The sequence below is a fragment of the Mycetocola lacteus genome (assembly GCF_003667575.1).
Lineage (GTDB): Bacteria > Actinomycetota > Actinomycetes > Actinomycetales > Microbacteriaceae > Mycetocola > Mycetocola lacteus.
Map to the genome: position 1 here is coordinate 76,336 of NZ_RCUY01000009.1, position 17,484 is coordinate 93,819.

At 66.1% G+C, this 17,484-nt stretch carries 9 protein-coding genes; 5 read left to right on the top strand and 4 right to left on the bottom strand.

The window, feature by feature from the left end; translation table 11 throughout:
* The first annotated feature begins 26 nt into the window (after positions 1–26).
* Together pyk and D9V34_RS09595 are read left to right on the top strand one after the other, a co-directional pair.
* The gene (pyk, locus tag D9V34_RS09590) at positions 27–1,469 is read left to right on the top strand and encodes a pyruvate kinase (protein ID WP_121688618.1); all 1,443 of its coding nucleotides are present in this window, start codon (positions 27–29) and stop codon (positions 1,467–1,469) included.
* Positions 1,470–1,575: 106 nt separating this feature from the next.
* Complete coding sequence (locus tag D9V34_RS09595; protein WP_121688619.1) at positions 1,576–2,685, top strand: N-formylglutamate amidohydrolase; 1,110 nt, start codon at positions 1,576–1,578, stop codon at positions 2,683–2,685.
* Between the two features lie 64 nt (positions 2,686–2,749).
* On the opposite strand, the gene D9V34_RS09600 is transcribed toward D9V34_RS09595, so the two are convergent.
* The 4 genes from D9V34_RS09600 to D9V34_RS09615 all read right to left on the bottom strand — a co-directional run bounded on the left by D9V34_RS09600 (position 2,750) and on the right by D9V34_RS09615 (position 8,523).
* Complete coding sequence (locus D9V34_RS09600; protein ID WP_121688620.1) at positions 2,750–5,623, bottom strand: ABC transporter permease; 2,874 nt, start codon at positions 5,621–5,623, stop codon at positions 2,750–2,752.
* A 46-nt stretch (positions 5,624–5,669) separates the two neighbouring features.
* Entirely contained in the window at positions 5,670–6,395 is a 726-nt protein-coding gene (locus D9V34_RS09605) for an ABC transporter ATP-binding protein (protein WP_121688621.1), read from the bottom strand.
* Positions 6,392–7,033 carry a PadR family transcriptional regulator gene (locus tag D9V34_RS09610; protein ID WP_121688622.1) on the bottom strand — a complete coding sequence of 214 codons (642 nt, stop codon included), beginning with the start codon at positions 7,031–7,033 and terminating at the stop codon, positions 6,392–6,394. Before D9V34_RS09610 ends, D9V34_RS09605 begins: the two co-directional genes overlap by 4 nt.
* A gap of 128 nt (positions 7,034–7,161) precedes the next feature.
* Positions 7,162–8,523 (bottom strand): anaerobic C4-dicarboxylate transporter, encoded by a 1,362-nt coding sequence (locus tag D9V34_RS09615; protein ID WP_121688623.1) that lies wholly within the window; start codon positions 8,521–8,523, stop codon positions 7,162–7,164.
* 251 nt (positions 8,524–8,774) lie between these two features.
* Here D9V34_RS09615 and D9V34_RS09620 point away from each other — a divergent pair, with 251 nt between their 5' ends.
* The 3 genes from D9V34_RS09620 to D9V34_RS09630 all read left to right on the top strand — a co-directional run bounded on the left by D9V34_RS09620 (position 8,775) and on the right by D9V34_RS09630 (position 17,453).
* Positions 8,775–11,426, top strand: a complete 2,652-nt coding sequence (locus D9V34_RS09620; protein WP_121688624.1) for a response regulator transcription factor — start codon at positions 8,775–8,777, stop codon at positions 11,424–11,426.
* Positions 11,423–14,083, top strand: a complete 2,661-nt coding sequence (locus tag D9V34_RS09625; RefSeq protein ID WP_121688625.1) for a helix-turn-helix transcriptional regulator — start codon at positions 11,423–11,425, stop codon at positions 14,081–14,083. The genes D9V34_RS09620 and D9V34_RS09625 overlap by 4 nt, the downstream gene beginning before the upstream one ends.
* A 274-nt stretch (positions 14,084–14,357) precedes the next feature.
* Positions 14,358–17,453: a vWA domain-containing protein gene (locus D9V34_RS09630; protein ID WP_147441675.1), complete on the top strand. Its 3,096-nt coding sequence runs from the start codon at positions 14,358–14,360 to the stop codon at positions 17,451–17,453.
* Positions 17,454–17,484 lie beyond the last annotated feature (31 nt).

Genomic DNA, 17,484 nt, shown 5'->3' on the forward strand with positions numbered 1-17,484 from the left:
CCGCAGAAGTTTGGAGCTCTATACCCATGAGACGCGCAAAAATTGTCGCGACACTTGGTCCGGCCACGAACACGTATGAGAACATCCGCGCGATCCTTGAGGCCGGCGTCAACGTCGCTCGGATGAACCTCAGCCACGGTGACTACTCGGTCCACGAGGCCGTGTACACCAACGTGCGCAAGGCCGCCGCGGACCTTGGTCACCCCACCGCCGTTCTGGTGGACCTGCAGGGACCCAAGATCCGTCTGGGCAAGTTCGAGGGTGGTCCCTACGACCTCGCCGAGGGCGACGTGTTCAAGATCACGACCGACGACATCATCGGCAACAAGGACATCTCCTCCACCACGTTCAAGGGCCTGCCCGCGGACGTGAAGGTTGGCGACCCGCTGCTGATCGATGACGGCAAGGTGGGCCTTGAGGTCACCGCCGTTGACGGCAACGTCGTCACCACCGTCGTGACCGTGCCCGGTCCGGTCTCGAACAACAAGGGCATCAACCTGCCCGGCGTTGCCGTGAACGTGCCCGCACTGAGCGAAAAGGATGAGGCCGACCTGCGCTGGGGCCTGAACCTCGGTACCGACTTCATCGCCCTGTCCTTCGTGCGTGACGCCAAGGACATCGTTCGTGTTCACGAGATCATGGACGAGGAGGGTCGCCGCGTTCCGGTGATCGCCAAGATCGAGAAGCCGCAGGCAGTGGACAACCTCGAGGAGATCATTGAGGCCTTCGACGGCATCATGGTTGCCCGTGGTGACCTCGGTGTGGAGCTTCCGCTGGAGGCCGTGCCGATCGTGCAGAAGCGCGCCATCGAGCTGTGCCGTCGTGCCGCCAAGCCGGTTATCGTCGCCACCCAGATGCTGGAGTCGATGATTTCGAGCCCGCGTCCGACCCGCGCCGAGACCTCCGACGTGGCAAACGCCGTCCTTGACGGTGCCGACGCGGTCATGCTCTCGGGCGAGACCAGCGTGGGTGCCTTCCCGGTGATCACCGTGGCCACCATGGCACGCATCGTGGAGTCCACCGAGGAGCACGGCCTGGAGCGCATCCCGGCCCTGGGCAGCAAGCCCCGCACTCAGGGTGGCGCCATTACGGCCGCCGCCGCCGAGGTGGGCGAGTTTGTGGACGCCAAGTTCCTCTGCGTCTTCACCGAGACCGGTGACTCGGTTCGCCGGACCTCGCGTCTGCGCAGCCGGATCCCCGTCCTCGGCTTCACCCCGCTGGAGTCGACCCTGCGTCGCATGCAGCTGAACTGGGGTGTCGAGGGTCGTCTGATCGAGACCGTGACCCACACCGACGCCATGTTCGGCCAGGTGGACGACGCTCTGCTGGGCGAGGAAATCGCCGAGCAGGGTGACAAGGTTGTTGTCATCTCCGGTTCGCCCCCCGGAATCTCGGGTTCGACCAACGACCTGCGCATTCACCGCGTGGGCGATGCGGCGAACCAGATCGTTCCGGCGTATCAGAAGTAGAAACGCCAGCAGTGACGGCCCCGGGGTTTTCCCCGGGGCCGTCCCGCGTTAACCCGCCCCCGTGTAGGGGATATTTTTGCGGGGCACTTGTGGGTAGTGTGCGGTCATGACCACCAGTGATGCCGCCCCCGTTCTCATTCCCGCGGGCACCGTGTTTTCGCCCGCGGACATCACCTTCTGGGCCGACCGGGATAGCCGGAGCCTCGAACAGGCCATTTCCGAGGCGGATGTGCTGGTGAGCTGTCCACACTCGGGCGCGGCCATCCCCGCCGAGATTTCACGCTTTTTGGCCCCCGAGTTCACCCGGCGTCTCCAGTACGATTTTTCCGATGTGGCGACCTCGGCAATCGTGCGTCGCTGGGCCGAGATCGATCCCCGCATTGTGTACGTGGAAAACCCGCACCCGCGGCTGATCCGTGACCCCAACCGCAAAAAGCCCGAGGATCCGGCGGCGCTGCTGGCCGAAGCGATCGGACGGGTGCGGACGGCCGGCGCGTATCAGCGGGCGGATCTCACCGGGGTGGATGCGATTCGCCCGGTCACCTTCTCCTTCTATCCGCTGCTGCGCGTGCCCAGCACGGATGCGGAGCTCTCCGAGCTCACCTCGACCTTCGAGGCCGTGGCCGAGCAGGGACTCGGTGTGTATGAGCGTACCCGGGATGAGCTGACCGAGCGTTTCATCGCCGCCGCCTATGCGCGTGCGGCATCCGGGGGAGACGCGTGGTTTACCCGGCTGAGTTTCCACGACACGATGAACACCACCACCACCCGCGAGGGTGCCGTCAACGTGGAGCGGGACCCGGCAGACCGGCTGCCGCGTGTGGTGGCGCTGTCCAACCGCGGCGATCACGCGGGTAATCCACGTCCCGAGGGGCCGGTCACCATGAACCCGGTGCGGCTGCGCATGCTGGCGTCGGCCCACCGCGAGGCCTTCGCGGTCGAGCGGGCCGAGGATGTGGCCCTCAATCAGCCCTATCTGGGCAGCCAGGAAATCATCGCGGCGGGGGAGCGCTTCGCCCGCGAAACCGATGCGGCACAGGCCGGCGTGCACTTCGACGCGGTCCAGGCCGAATTCCTGCGCGAGTTCCTCCTCGGTGACGCGGCGGTCCGGGTACTACATGAGCCGGGGACCGGCTGGATCACCGAGGATCCTGCACACGTCGACGCCGTGGCACACGCCTGCCGTGATGCCTGGGACCGCTACCGTCGCTCCTAGACACGCGTTCATGGGACGTCCCCGCCGCACATAGATGCGGCGGGGACGTCCCGTTTTGGGGCAACTAGACGAGGGTTTGCCGCCTGGTAAGCGGCAACGAGCCCCGGGTGAGCAGCCAGGCAGCGAGCGCCCCAACCAGGGGAACCACGACCAGCAGGACACCGAATTGCGCCCAGGGCACAACGAGCACGGCATTGCGCGTGAGCGTAAAGATCAGCGCGGCCGGAATCGCGCCGGCGATGAGCCCCAGGGCGGTGCCGAGGGTGGCGGTGAGTAGTGTCTGTGCGGCGGAAGCGGAGCGGCGCAGGCGAGTTGAGGCGCCAACGCTGGCGAGGGTCGCCTGGTCGGACCGGCCGTCGGCAAGGGCGAGACCCGCGGTGATCCCGGCCGCGCTCAGCGTGATCAGAGCCGAGGCCACAACGATCCACCACAGCATCTGCTGGATGAGAGAATCCGGCCCAGATTCGATCCAGAGACCCGATCCCTCGGCGAGCAGCTCGACCGCGGCCGACATGCGGTCGCGCTCGGCAACGGTCGGTGTCTCCGCGAAGGTAATGAGCTGAGTCACCGGCACCACGGTCATGCCGAGCTTCCGTGCCGTGTCGGGCGAAATGACACCGTAGTAGGGGATGTCGACATCGGGCTCCGCCACGCTAGCGGGAATCACCTCTCCGGTGGAGATGGTCGGCTGGTATCCGCTAAAGCTCCCCGGGATTGCCGTCTCGGCGGCCAGTCTTGCGGCCTCGTCCGTGTAGTGCACAATCGTGGCGGTACCGTTGTTTCCCAGCATTGCCGGGTTACTCAGCACGATCCCTCCACTGCGTAGGGTTTCCTTAGCCTGAGTACCGGGCTGGCGTCCGAGCAATACGGCAAGATCGCTCTCGTCACCCACCACAATCGCGGGCAACCGATTCAGCGAGCCGGGACCATGAGCGCCCGAGCCCTGGCAGCGCGCATCGGTCAGATCCAGGGGGGTGCCGTCGGGTGCTATCCGGCAACGGTTTTCCTCGGGCCAGTACACACTAAACGTTTCACACGCCGCGGGGCCATCTCCCGCCTCGGCCCTTGCCTGGGCCTGAGCCTTACAGGCGTCCTCAGGTTCGGAGGCGTACAGCGTGTGGGAGACGGGGGGAGTGGACGTCGAGTCGGTGAGGGCCTTGAGCACCCGTTCGGGATCGACGCGGGTAACTCCGGTGATCTCATAGGTGGCAGGGTCGTGTCGGTACTGAAAGAGCTCGAGCGCCGCCTGATTCTTATGTGCGCTCCAGTTATAGTCACGCCGCGCCTGCTCGCCATTGCTTGCCAGGACCACCATCAGCAGGCTCGCGAGCATCGCGGCGGCGAGGACGGCCGCGACGGCCGGGGTGGCACGGCCACGATTGCGGCCCGCGTCGCGGGCGGCCAGCCGCAGCGGCAGCGGCAATCCGGCGGCCCGCTTTGAGATCGCCTCGATCAGCGGGCCGGTGAGCAGGATCAGCGAGGTTGCAAGCGCCAGCGCACCGGTGATGCTGAGCAGCCACCACAGTGAGCCGATGGGTGAATCCTGGGTGAAGGGCGACATCATCAGGGTGAGAGCGACCATGCCTCCAAACAGCAGCAGGGCGACAATTCCAAAGACCACGCCCACGGTCAGGGCCCGTTTGGTGGGGCCGGCTACCGATCGGCCGCCCTTCAGCGCGGAGAGGGTGGCCTGGTTGGCCACCTGCCGGGCGGGAACCGATGCCGCAACCAGACCGGCCAGCACCCCCACAATCACCACGAGGATCGAGACCGGCCAGGCAATCACCAGCGAGGCGAAACGAGCGCTGCCCGCCGCCTGCGAGACACGGACCACCGCGACCCCGATTGCCGTTCCCAGCGCGGTGCCCACGATGCCGCCGAGGAGACCGAGCCAGATTCCGCTTGAGATGACGATGTGGCGCAGGCTCACGCTCTCTGCTCCAGAAGCCGAAAGGAGCGCCAACTCCCGCTGCTGGCGACGCGCGCCCATCGTGAAGGCCGCACCGGCCAGAAGGCACACCTCAAAGAGTGCGAGAACGCCAGCCAACGTGAGCATCCCGGCGATCGCCAGGATCGAGACTAGTCTGTGGTCCTCGCTCAACGTGGTGAGCTCGGCACCAATTTCTTCGGGCGCCGGTGGATTAGCCAGGAGGTCGCGGGAGGTAAGCAGGACCCCCTGCGCATTGAGCGGAGCGACCTCACTCCAGGTGAGCGGACGATCTCCAACCAGATATACGGTGGTGTCCGCCGGGCTAGATCGCAGCTCCGCGGGAACCTGATCCGGCGACACAAAAAGAACCTTCGCCGAGTCATCACGTGTGGCGGTGCGGAGGGTTCCCGTGGCGGTCACCGAGCCCAGCTGAGTGGACAGCGTATCTCCGATTTTCCACCCACCGCTCTCGAGGAGACCCGGTGAAACCAGAACTTCGTCATAGCGGGCGGGTGCCCGGCCCTCAAGCAGGGTGTACTTGCCCGTGAAAGCCGGGTTAAGGGCATCCGTGGCGACGGTGGTGACGCTGACCGCGACGTCGTTTCGCGTCATCGAGAACGTGTACTGGTTCCACGCAATGGTGGTGAAGCCGGCCGGGGCGGCATCGGCGGGTGGAGTGGCATGGAAATCTGGATCGTCGTCGCCCTGGACGCCGGTGCCACCCAGGTCCCCACGAGTGCCCTGATAGCCGAGTGCGTTGGTGACGTTGAACGGTGTGAGCCTGCCCTGGGTAGTGCCGAGTTCGGTGCGCGCGGTTTCCTCCCCTGAGGGGAAGGCGCTGAGCGCCACGGTGCCCCCGAGGGAGACCCCGATGATGGGCAGGGCGATGAGTGCCACCACGAGGGCTGAGCGGCCGCGGTGCGCGCCGATGTCTCGCCGGGCGATGCGGAGGCTCAACCGGGCACGGCGAAGCCACCCACCCCGGGTGGGAGTCAGATCGAGAGGCATGTTAGATTGCCCCTCCGGTGTGCGGGTGTGTCGGGGTGCTCATGATCTAGGCACTCCGCTCTGCGAGCAGCACACGCGGATCGTGCTGGGCTGCGGCCTGGTCGATGATGCGGCCGTCGCGGAGGAAAACAACCCGGTCGGCCCAGCCCGCATGACGCGCTTCGTGGGTCACCATGATGACCGCGGCACCGGCCTCGGCACGCGAACGCAGTACCTCGAGCACCTCGTCTCCGGTGGTGGAATCCAGGGCCCCGGTGGGTTCGTCGGCGAGGATCAGGCGGCGCTGGCCAACAATCGCCCGGGCGATCGCGACCCGCTGCTGCTGCCCACCGGACATCTGATCCAGGAAGCGATCGGCGAGGTTGTCGATCCCCACCTGACGCAGCGCATCGTGGGCCTGCCGGTGGGCCTTGCGCAGGGCGACCCCGTCGAGCTCGCGGGGGAGGGCGACGTTTTCCAGGGCGGTGAGGGTGGGGATCAGGTTGAAGTCCTGGAACACATAGCCGACCGCGCGGCGGCGCAGCCGGGCGAGTTCATTGGTGGACAAACCGCCCAGCGGGGTGCCCTCCACAAACACCTCACCACTCGTGGCGCGGTCCAGGCCGCCGGCGAGGGTCAGGAGCGAGGACTTGCCCGAGCCCGAGGGTCCCATCACCGCCACGAACTCGCCCGAGTGTACGGTCAGGGAGACATCACGCAGTGCGGCTACCGCGGTGGCACCTTCGCCGTAGTGACGAGAAACCCCGGAGAGCTGCAGGATCTCGGTGCTCATTTGGCCACCCGCTCGGCCTGGGCATCCTCATGCGTGGCCTCGGAGCCGCTTGCCGGGGATCCGTTGGCTGGAGTACGAGTGGCCGTGCCGTCGGAGGTCTGTGCCCGCTTGGCCAGCCATCCCTCGCAGTGATCCAGCCAGCGGATCTCCGCCTCGGTTTCAAAGATCAGCGCGTCCAGGACCAGCAGCCAGGCCGTGCTGTCGGTGCCGCTTTCGGGGGCATCGAGCTCGGCCGCCGCGGTGCGGCGCTGCCGGGTGAAGTCCTGCAGGGTGGTGATCGAGGCGGCGCGCTGGGTCTGGATGATCGTGGCCACGTCCACCCCGTCCAGGGTGAGTGCCAGGGCCAGCTTGATCGCCAACTCGTTGCGCGGCGGGTTCTGGTTCACCACCGGGGTGGCAAACCATCCATCGGCCTCGGCGCGACCGGCCTCGCTCAGACGGTAGATGACGTGTCCGGCACCGTCGTCGCCGTCGTTGACCACCAGGCCGTCTCGCTCCAGACGGTCCAGGGTGGTGTAGACCTGGCCGATGTTGAGCGGCCACGTGGATCCGGTGCGCGACTCGAAGTCGCCGCGGAGCTGGTAGCCATAGCGTGGGCCCTCGCTCAGCAGCGCGAGTAGGGAGTGACGAATCGACACGGGATCCTCCAACCGGGCGCGAACGCCGCTCTCTGGTCACGGCCTGCGTCTGCATACCGCGTATGGTTAATGTACCTACTCGGTATGCGAGTTGCAAGCATCCACGGATGCCGTGTCACAAAGTTTTGTTAGCCCCAGAGCAATCCGAAGCCCGCGCCGGCAATAATCGTGAAGCCGGCCAGCACCAGGGTGGGGACAAAGAACGAGTGGTCAACCAGCTTGGTGCCGAGCTTGGTCGAGCCGGTGTAGTCGAAGTTGGCCGCGGCGATCTGCGACCCGTTGGTGGGTAGCAGATAGATCCCGGCAAACGCACCGGCCCACATGCCCGAGAGGAGACCGAGGGGGATACCCGCGGCTAAGCCGATGGGCACCACCGTTCGGGTCGCCGTGGATTGGCTGGTGGTGAGCACACAGACCAGGAAGATGCCCAGGGCGAAGATCCAGGGCCAGTTGCCCACCCAGCCGCCCACGGTGTCCGCGATGACCTGCTGGTGTGCACCGAGGAAGGTATCGGTCAGCCAAGCCAGACCAAACAGGGCGATCGCCGAGACCATTCCGGCCTTGAACACCGTCATCGTGGGGATCTCGGCCACCTTGGGACGGGCGACCAGCAGGATCAGGGTACCCACCACAAACATGACGATCTCGATAATCGGGGTCATGGCCAGCGGGACCTGGCCGGGGGCACCATCGATAACACCGGGAACCAGCGGGCGCAGGTCCTTGAACAGGCCGAAGATGACGATCACCAGGACTCCGCCCAGGAAGATCAGCGCCGCGTTGCGCCCCTTGGCCGTGGGGGCCACGTCGGCGTGGGAGAGCGGGCCGTCCTGTTTGGGTGCCTCAAACTTTCCGGCAGCGATCCGGGCCTGGATCTCGGGATCATCGGCGATGTCCTTGCCCAGCCGCGAGACCACAAACGAGGCCAGCACAATCCCCACCACGGCGGCGGGGAAGGTGACCTTGACGATATCGATCAGCTCGTACCCGTAGGCGGGTGCGTCGGTGAGGGTCACCATTGCGGCCATCGCCGCCGACACCGGGCTACACGCCAGCGCGACTCCGGTGGCCACCACCGAGAGCGAGAGCGGGCGCGAGGGACGAATGTTGTTTTTATAGGAGAGGTCCTGGATCACCGGCAGCAGTGGGTAGAGGATATTCGACGTGCCGGCACCGGCCGAGAACAGGAAGGACACCAGCGGTGCCACCAGGGTGATCTGCTTGGGACTGCGCGAAATCAGCTTGGCCGCCACCCCAACCATCCAGTCAATGCCACCGGCCGCCTGCATCATCGAGGAAGCCAGCACCACCGAGAGCACGATGAGCAGGGCGTCCACCGGGGGAGAGCCCACCGGCTCTCGAAAAACGAACACCAGGATCGCGACACCGGTGCCGCCCCAGAGCCCGAGGCCCACACCGCTGGATCGGGTTCCCATGATGATGGCACCCAGTACCACCAGCAATTCCAAGATGAATGTGACGGCTTCCATGTTGATGCGTCCTCCCCGGCTCCCGCGCGCACGCGCGGCAGAATCTGCGCTCAGCCTAGCGACGCGCGGGGGCAAAATGGGGAAAACAATCAACCCAGAACGGGGACGTGTGTCGCGCCCCCACCGAACGCTAATCTGGGAGGCAGCCTTCGTTTTTTCGAATACCCGATCGAAAATTACGGACGGAGGCACCCGAAAGCTGCGCTCCTTTACCCATGACACGAGGGGCCTGGCACACCCGAAGGATCCCGATGCGAACTCTTTCCCCGCCTCGGCTGCAATTCGACTGGACCCCCCAGGCGGCCGACGTCCTGACCTCTTTTAGTGACCCTACCGTACCCCGTGCCCTGGCCCTGGTTGGCCCGACAGGCTGTGGCAAAACGGCGATTTCCAGCCTGGTGATCGCCGATCTTGGTGAGCCCTATTCGATTCTGCGGATTCGCGGAGTTTCCTTCGGCAGCGATAGCCCCTATCTCGCGATTGCGCACCTCGTCTCGGGCACCGTGAGCCCAACCGACACTCCGGTGAGTGTGCTGCGTCGCCTGGATGAGCGGCTGCGTCAGATCTCGGCCGACCGTCCGGTACTGCTGTACATCCAGAACTTTGAACTCCTCGACTCGGCCAGCGCCGCCGTGCTGTCCACCCTGCTCGGAGCGGGCACATATGCCGCCCTGATCACCTGCGGCCCGGTGGAGAGCCAGGCGTCGCTGATGGGGGTGATCGCCGGCGGGATGGTCGAGCCGGTCGAGATCCGTCCGCTGTCCATCCGCACCGTCCACAAGATCCTCGAGGCTGCCCTCCCGGGGACCGTGCCCTACCCGGTTGCCGAACGCCTCACCCGGGCCGCCGCCGGCAACCCGGTGCGCCTCCGAGTGCTGGTGGAACAGGCCCTGGCGGTGGAGGGTTTGCGATTTCGTGACGGTGTGTGGTCACTGAGTGGTGACGGCGCCCTCGGGGAATCCGGCTCACGTACGGATACCGCCTTCCTCGGGGTCTATGAGCTCCTGGAGGAACACGAGCGATTCGCGATCAACGCGCTGGCGGTTTTTGAGCGGCTGAGTATCGCCGGGCTGATGGATATCGCGGCCCACGCCGACCTGGAGCAGCTCGAACGCGCCGGGCTGATCATTATCGAGGGGGAGCCGCCCCGCTATCGCCTGGCCTCCAGCACCGTGAACGCGTCCTTCCTCCGCTCGCTCAGCCCCGATTTGGTGCGAGACCTGTGGACGCAGTTCGGGCAGCGCGTCCGCGCCCTGGAGGGCACCCTTCATCCGGCCGCGATCCTCCGCGCCGCCCGCGGTGGCGTGCGGGTGACCCGGGAAGAACTGTACGCGGCGGCGTTTACCGCGACCGGCGACCAGCGCCCCGACCTCAGCGACCTCCTGCTGGACCAGCTGGGTCCCGACACCGCGGAAACCTTCCTGGTCCGCGCGGGCAATGCGCGCCAGCGCGGTAATATCCAGGCCTCGGAGGAGTTCGCCAGCCGCGCCGAACTCTCGGCTTCGGTGACGGCCGAGGCCGCGCAAGCGCGCGCACTGCACATCCTCAATACGCTTGAGGATCGCGCGCAGGTAGCCGAGTCCGAACGCCTGTTGGAGGCGTTTACGCAGTGGCAGCGTGAACACGCCTCCACCGATCCGGTGGCGCTCTCGCTGGTGGTGTATTGCGACATGCTGATCGCCTCCCACCGCGGACGCTGGCAGCGAGTGCGCGAGATTGCCGAGGAGAAGCGGTTTGCCCGGCTGACCCCGGACATGACCAACGTGTGCTTAATGCTGGTGGCCGAGGCCCTGTGTGTGCAGGGCCTCCAGAATGAGGGGATCGCGCTCGCGCGTCGGGTGTTCCCGGACACGCTCAACCTGGTCTGGTTCGAGTTGCGTGATACCTCGGTGATGGCCATGTGGCGGGTACTCCAGGTGCGCGGCGAGTGGGATGAGTGCCGACACCTGGCGGCCGTGCTGCGCGAGCGTTTCCCGCAGGCCGGGAGTACCTATGCGGCGGTGGGCGAGCTGGTGGACGGATTCCTCGCGCTCCTCCAGGGACGTGCCGAACGGGCCGAGCGTCCGATGCGGACCGCCCGCGCGCTCTTTGCCCAGCTGGATCCCGCGGAAGGAGCCGAGCTCGGGCGCGCGATGGAACCACTGCTGGCCGATCACTCGGCCGAACCCGCCCCCGATATCGAGTTTGACCTGCAGGGCGTGCCGCGTCCGCTGGTGTTTCTGGGGGAGACGATCATGACCCGGACAGAAGCGGACGGGCTCGACCTGCCTGCGGCGATCTCGGCCCTCGTCGCCCAGGCCGACGCCCACCATCTGCGAGCCGAGTTTGGCTATCAGGTGTTCCCCGCCGCCGGGCTGCTCCGGCTCCTGCTGGCTGCCGATCCGGCCGCCCTGGCCGGCGCCGGGGAGAGTGTTCAGCGTGCCCGTGCCGTCATTTCTCGGGCGCTGAGCCACAGCGAGGGACCGCTCTCGCGAGCGTGCGCGGCGTTCGAAATCGGGTTGGATCGCCGTGATGTCTCGGGAGCCGTGCGTGCGGGAACCCGACTGAGCGACATGCTCGGGCTCGGCGCGTTTGTGTATTCCGGTGAGGACGAGGCCGTGGGCGCGGAATCCGCGAGTGACGTCGTCCACAATGAACCCGAGGGGCTGTCCGAACGGGAGCGGCACGTGTTTGCGGCGCTACGCGATGGCCTGCGCAATCGAGAGATTGCGGCGATCCTCGGCATTTCCCCGCGCACGGCCGAGGGGCACGTTCAGCGCTTGTACCGCCGACTCGGGGTGCGTTCACGCACCGAGTTGCTCGCCGCCTATCCGCTCGAGGGGCACGGCGTTACCTCGATTGATGCCGGGACTTCTGCCCACCCCCTCGCCGCGGTCACCCAGCTGCGAGGGCGTGCGGGATGAAAGACGGGACGGAAGCCGTCGAGGTTCGTGACGCGGTAATCATTCGCGACCGTGCGGTGAGCGTGCTGCGCGAGCCCGCGAGCGCCGGGGTGTGCCTGGTTGCCCCCGGTGCCATCGGCCTGCCGGATCTGGCGCGGGAAACCTGCGCCGCCGCGGGGATCGATAAAACCATGAGGGTGGTGGGAAATCGTAGCCTGTCCGATGTGGCCTACGGTGCGCTGGCGCCCTTTCTCGGACCGATTCTGGATACCCCCGATCCCGACGCCCTCACCGCGCTCTCGGGCTTCCGCGGCGAGATCGAGCGACGCCGCCAGGGTGCGCCGTTTGTCATTATCGTGGAGCAGGTTGAGCTGTTGGACTCGGCCAGCGCCGGCCTGCTCGCGCAGATTTCGATCGAGGCGTGGGTGCACCTGATGATCCTGGCACCGGGTGCCGCCCGAATCCCGCGCGATCTGCGGGCGCTCTTGCTTGAGGGGCAGCTGGTCGAGTTTTCGATGACCTCGCTCAGTACCGACGGCGTCATCGCGTTTGCGCACAGCCGACTCGAGGGCATCGTCCCGTGGGCGGTGGCCGACCGCTTTGTCCGGATGGGTGGGGCTGCACCGCAAATTCTTGAGGGCGGGCTGCGCGAGAGCGTACGCACCGGCGCACTGGTCGCCACCGAGGGCGTCTGGCGATTTGTGGATGAGCCGCGGCTCGGATCGGCGAGTGTCTGGCAGCTGCGCGGGATGCTTGCCCAGCTGAGTCCCGAGGAAACCGACGCACTCAGTGCGGTGGCCCTGGCCTTCGCGATTCCGACCAATCTCCTGGGGGAAATCTTCGGGGGCGATGCCGTACGCGCACTGCGGGCGACCGAGCTGCTGGTGTCCATCGAACGGGACGGACTGGATGAGTCGGGGGAGGAGTTGCTGCGGATCCCCACCAATCTGATTGCCGCGGTGCTGCGCGAGTCCCTGTCACCCTCGGCTAGTCGCGCGCTCTGGCAGCGAGTATTCTCGCGGTTGCCGTTGCCGCGGCTCCCCGAGTCAACCCTGCGCTATGTGGAGTGGACAATCGAGTGTGGTGGCGTGGTGGACACCCAGTCCCTCGGCATTTTGGCGACGTTGGCCAACCGGGTCGGCCGGCCCGAGCTGGCGCTGCGGGCGGTTGCCCTGGATCGCGAGACCCCTCGCTCTACGGCCATGCAGGTGCAGCGCGCCCGTGCACACTTCTACCTGGGCGAATCCGCAGCGGCGTTGCAGATCATCGATGAGATTTTCATCGGCCCTGGCTCGCTGAACGATATTCAGCGCATCGCCACCCTGCTGGCACAGATCTACGTCACCACCGGCCAGGGGTTTGACCAAATTGAGGTCATGCTGGATCGATGGACCACGATGGCAGAGGGCACCAACTATCACGGTGTGCTCGCTCAGCATGCCTGGGCGATGCGTGCCCCCGCCTTCCTGATGACCAGTGGGGACTATCGCGCCGCCCGTGCCGCGGTGGAGCCACTCCTGCAGCGATCGGGAAATATCAACGCGGAAACCGTGTTGATCGGAGCCCTCACCGGGGAAATCCTCGCGGTGACCGGAGACTTCGAGCGGTCGCTAGAACAGCTGGAATCCGCACTCGAGCTGGTCATGAACACGGCGGAATTGGCCAACTACGGGGGCTTCCTGTTTACCCGAATCGCGCTTGTGCAGTGCTCGTACGCCGACTGGGAGCGGCAGGATCGACTCCTGGAACGTCTGGCCGAGGAGCAAAATGCCTGGATGATTCGACAGGGAGTTGTCGTCGAGCTGTTGCGTGCGGTGCAGAACATGCAGGAGGGTGATTTTGAGGCCGGGGCGCGGCACTCTCAAGCGGCGGTTGTCCTGGCCCGTGAGAGCGACCCCGAGCGCCTTCGTCCACTGGTCCTCGCCACCGCCGCGTTTTCCGCGGTGGTCTGTCAGGATTTGGACCTCGCCGCCGCCTACCTGGCCGAGTACGCCACTCTTGAATACGGGGGAACGCCCCTCACCGACACCCTGACCCGAGCATACGCGTCCTATGCACGGTATCTGGTGGACCCGAGTCTGGGGCTTGATGAGCTGCGAGCGGTTGCACGAGAGGCCGGGGAACAGGGGCACTATCCTGGTCGCGTTCAAATCCTGCTGCTCCTGATGGATTTGGGGGACCGCGAGTGCCTGGACGAGATGACGGAGATTACCGAGGGCGTCAGCGACAGGATGGGACGAGCCGCCCGTGCGTTGGCCCAGGCGCTGCGCACAGGACTCGCCTGCGACTTTGTGGGTGCCGCAGAGATCGCGATCGAGTGTTCCCAGCACTACATTGCCGCCCGCGCACTGACCAGCGCGTTCCTGGCCCTGCGCGTGGTTCCCGAACGTGCCCTGCATCGGCGGGCTCTGGACGCGCTTGCCCTGCTGGCACCGAGTGCCCGGGCTTTGGACCCGATGCTCAACGCCATGCGGGAGGCCACGGTGCTCTCCGATCGTGAGCGGGAGGTGGCGCGCCTGGTGGCGCGTGGACTCACCAGCCGGGAGATTGCCCGGGCGCTCTCGCTCTCGGACCGCACGGTCGAGGGCCATGTACAGCGGGTTCTCCTCAAACTGGGGCTGGGCTCGCGCGAGCGCCTGCTTGACGCGAACCTGGGCTTCATCGGGGATACGGCATAGGCACCAAGCGTCCCCCACATGATTGACCGGCGTGCACCCAGATGGGTGCACGCCGGTCGTTTTTGCGTAAGAAAGGCCCCTCAAACGAGGGTCTACGCGGGCGGGGCACGTAGTTTTTGCGGTGTTAATGCGTAGGTTCGCGGCCCACCTACGTAGTTTTCTGAGGTCTCCCTGAACAAAACACGTAGCGATACGCATCGCACTACAAACTATCGCTTTTTAGATTGTTCCTAGATGTGCGCCCCCTGCACACATGAGTCAAAAGGAACGTTCGGTGAAGAACAGGAATTTCAGGATTGCGACGGCCGCCACGGTGGCGCTCGCGCTGATCGTGGGTGGTGCCTCACTGAGCGCCTACGCGGCCAGCGGCGCGGCAACCCCCGAGGCTGCCCCCTCCGAAGCCGCACTCGCGGTCACCGCCAATGAGAACATTCGCGCGGTGGATGATGCCCCGGCACAGACACCCGCCCCTCAGATCGGAACCGAGGCCCCGGCAGCCCAGCCGACTCGTCCCGCCGAAACGACCGCCCCCGCGGCCGCACCGACGCCCGGGACCGCGAGCACCACCGCGCCCGAGACTCCGGCCGAAACCGGTAGCAAGGGAACCGTCGAGTCCGCCCGGACACCCCTCGCCGGGGAGTCTCTGGTGGCGGATGCGGGCGTTGTTACCCCGTTGGCGGCACCGACGGTGGTGCCGCCCGGCAGCAAGGCCGTGATCAACGTGCAGGTTGGTGGCACCCGCACCGCCGGTGGTGTGGTTGGACCGCAGCCGGGTGTGGGGTTGCGCCTGGTAACCCACAGTGGCGGACCCTCCAATACGCTGTATGCCCCCTGGGCAACCTGTACCTCCGATGCCGACGGCAACTGTGCAATCCTGGTGCCGTCCAACTTCACCTTCCCGCGTAACTCAAATGCTCCGTGGGTAGCCCTGCAGAGCACCCCCGCGGGCGTGTTCTCGATTACGATGACGCGGACAGGTACCCAGAACACCGCCGTGTCCACCCCCTACGCGTTCCAAACCTCTTCGGGTGATTACGCTCAGGGAAAAATTACCAAGTACCCGGCGGTTGGCTCCTCCGACTCGAGTGTGGCCCTGAACAGCACGGGAATCTTCCAGACCTCCCAGGACAACCCGGCGCTTGCCCCCAAGTGTGGGCTGAACATCGGCCTGCTGGTTGACCTGTCATCCTCGCTGAGCGGATCTCAGGCTGCCCTGCGCACCGCCACGACCGGATTCGTGGACGCCCTGACCGGCACCCCGACCCGCCTGGGCATCTGGACGTTCGGGACCACCTCCCCGGCCGCCGGATCTGCCAACACCAACTCGGAGATGGTGAGCCTGGCCACCCCTCAGTCCGCCGCACCGATCCGCACCAAGGCCAATGGCCTCACCGTGCCCAGCGATTCGGGCACCAACTGGGATGCGGGACTGCGCGCGATCACCTCCAGTAACGAGGCGCTCGATCTGGTGCTGGTCCTGACCGACGGTGCTCCGACCTTCCGACTGAGCACGGGCGGCGCCCTGAACGGCGTGGGCAATAACACCACTGTGGCCGACATCGAGGCCGCAGTATTTAGCGCCAACGCGCTCAAGGCCAAGGGCACCACCGTCATGGCACTGGGCATCGGGTCGGCCTTCACCGCAGCCAACATCGAAAACCTCAAGTCGATCAGTGGCACCCGCGAGGGCGTCGACTATCTCAAGGTTGCCGACTATAGCGCCCTGAACGCGCAGCTGAAGGCGTTGGCCGGCGCACAGTGCGACGGAACAATCAACGTCACCAAAACCGTCAAGACCGCCGCGAACCCCGCCGGTTCACCGGCCTCGGGATGGACCCTGAACGTGGATGATGCGGCCTCGAAAAACGTGGCCCCCGCCTCCGCAGTGACCGGCTCGACCGGCGTGGCCTCCTTCAAGGTCAACAACCTCTCGATTGGAACGCCCCGCCCCATCACCATTGCCGAAACCCAGCAGCCCGGATACGTCCTGGAACAGCAGGGTGGCAAGAACGCCGTCTGTACCCGCGCCGACACCAAGGCCGCCGTCACGGTGACCAACGTGGGTGCCACCGGCTTTACCGTCGACGCGATCGCCAACACCTCGATCAGCTGCCAGCTCGTCAATAAGGAGGTCACCGCGACGGTGACGGTCACCAAGAAGTGGGTGGTCAACGGCCAGAACTTCGCCCACGGCAGCCAGCCCTTTGGTGCCGCCTCCTACACCCTGAATGGTGCGGCCGCCCGCACCGACTTCGGAACCAAACAGACCGGATTCACCGCCGGACAGAGCGTGACCCTGGCCGAGCCCGTCCCCACGCAGATTCCCTCGGGCTGCCGCCTACTGGGAGTTGACGGTCAGGAGACCCGCGTGCTCGTGGTTGGCGACAACGCCTTCCAGCTCACCAACCGCTTTGAGTGCACCAGCACGCTCCAGCTGAACAAGGTGGTGCGTGGAGGAACCGCTCAGCCCTCCGACTTCACCCTGAAGGCCACCCCCGGTGGTACCGGTACTAGCGGGGTCAGCGTCGCCGTCACCCCGGGCACCGTGGTGCTCTCCGAGAGCGGCGGACCCAGTGAATACCGCCCCGTTGTGGCCGCGGGAACCACGCTGGTGCCCGGTGCCGTGGGCTCCTGGGTCTGCGAGCGGGATTCGGGTTCCGGGTTCGGTGGAATCGCCGATGGACGCAACGGCTCGATCACCGTTGGGTGGGGCGATAAGCTGCGCTGCACGGTGACCAACGAGGCCGCGACCCTGTCCCTATCCAAGGTGGTGCTCAACGGCACCGACACCAACGCCGTCCCGGGAAACTGGACGCTCTCGGCCCTCACCAAGCCCAGCGACGGCCCGATACGGGGCTTCTACGCGACCGGATCCGCACGGCCCACCGCGATTCCCGTCACGATTGCCCCGGACCGCGAGTACACACTCTCCGAGATCGGACTGGTAAACGGATTTGTGCGCGCCTCACTGATCTGCGATGACGGCACCCGGACCTTCACCCCCGAGAACGACACCATTCGGGTTGCGGCAAACACGTCGCTGCACTGCGAGTTCACCAACGCCGCGGTGCCCAAGCTGACCATCGTCAAGACCGGGTGGGAACTATCAGAGATCATCCCCGGCACCGGACCGATTGGGTCTCCGGTGATCGACACCACGATCCCGCGCCCCACCGGCAGCCAGGTCCAGTGGACCTACCGGGTCAGCAACACCGGTGCACTCCCGATCGAGAACATCTCGGTCCTCGATAACAAGCTTGCGGCGAACGCCGTGAACTGCCCCGCCGCGAACACCCGCGACGATGGCACCCGATTCCTCGCAGCCGGCGCGTCCATGACGTGCTGGGCGCGTGGATCCCTCACCCCGTAGTCACACAGAACCACTGCTACACCTCCACCTT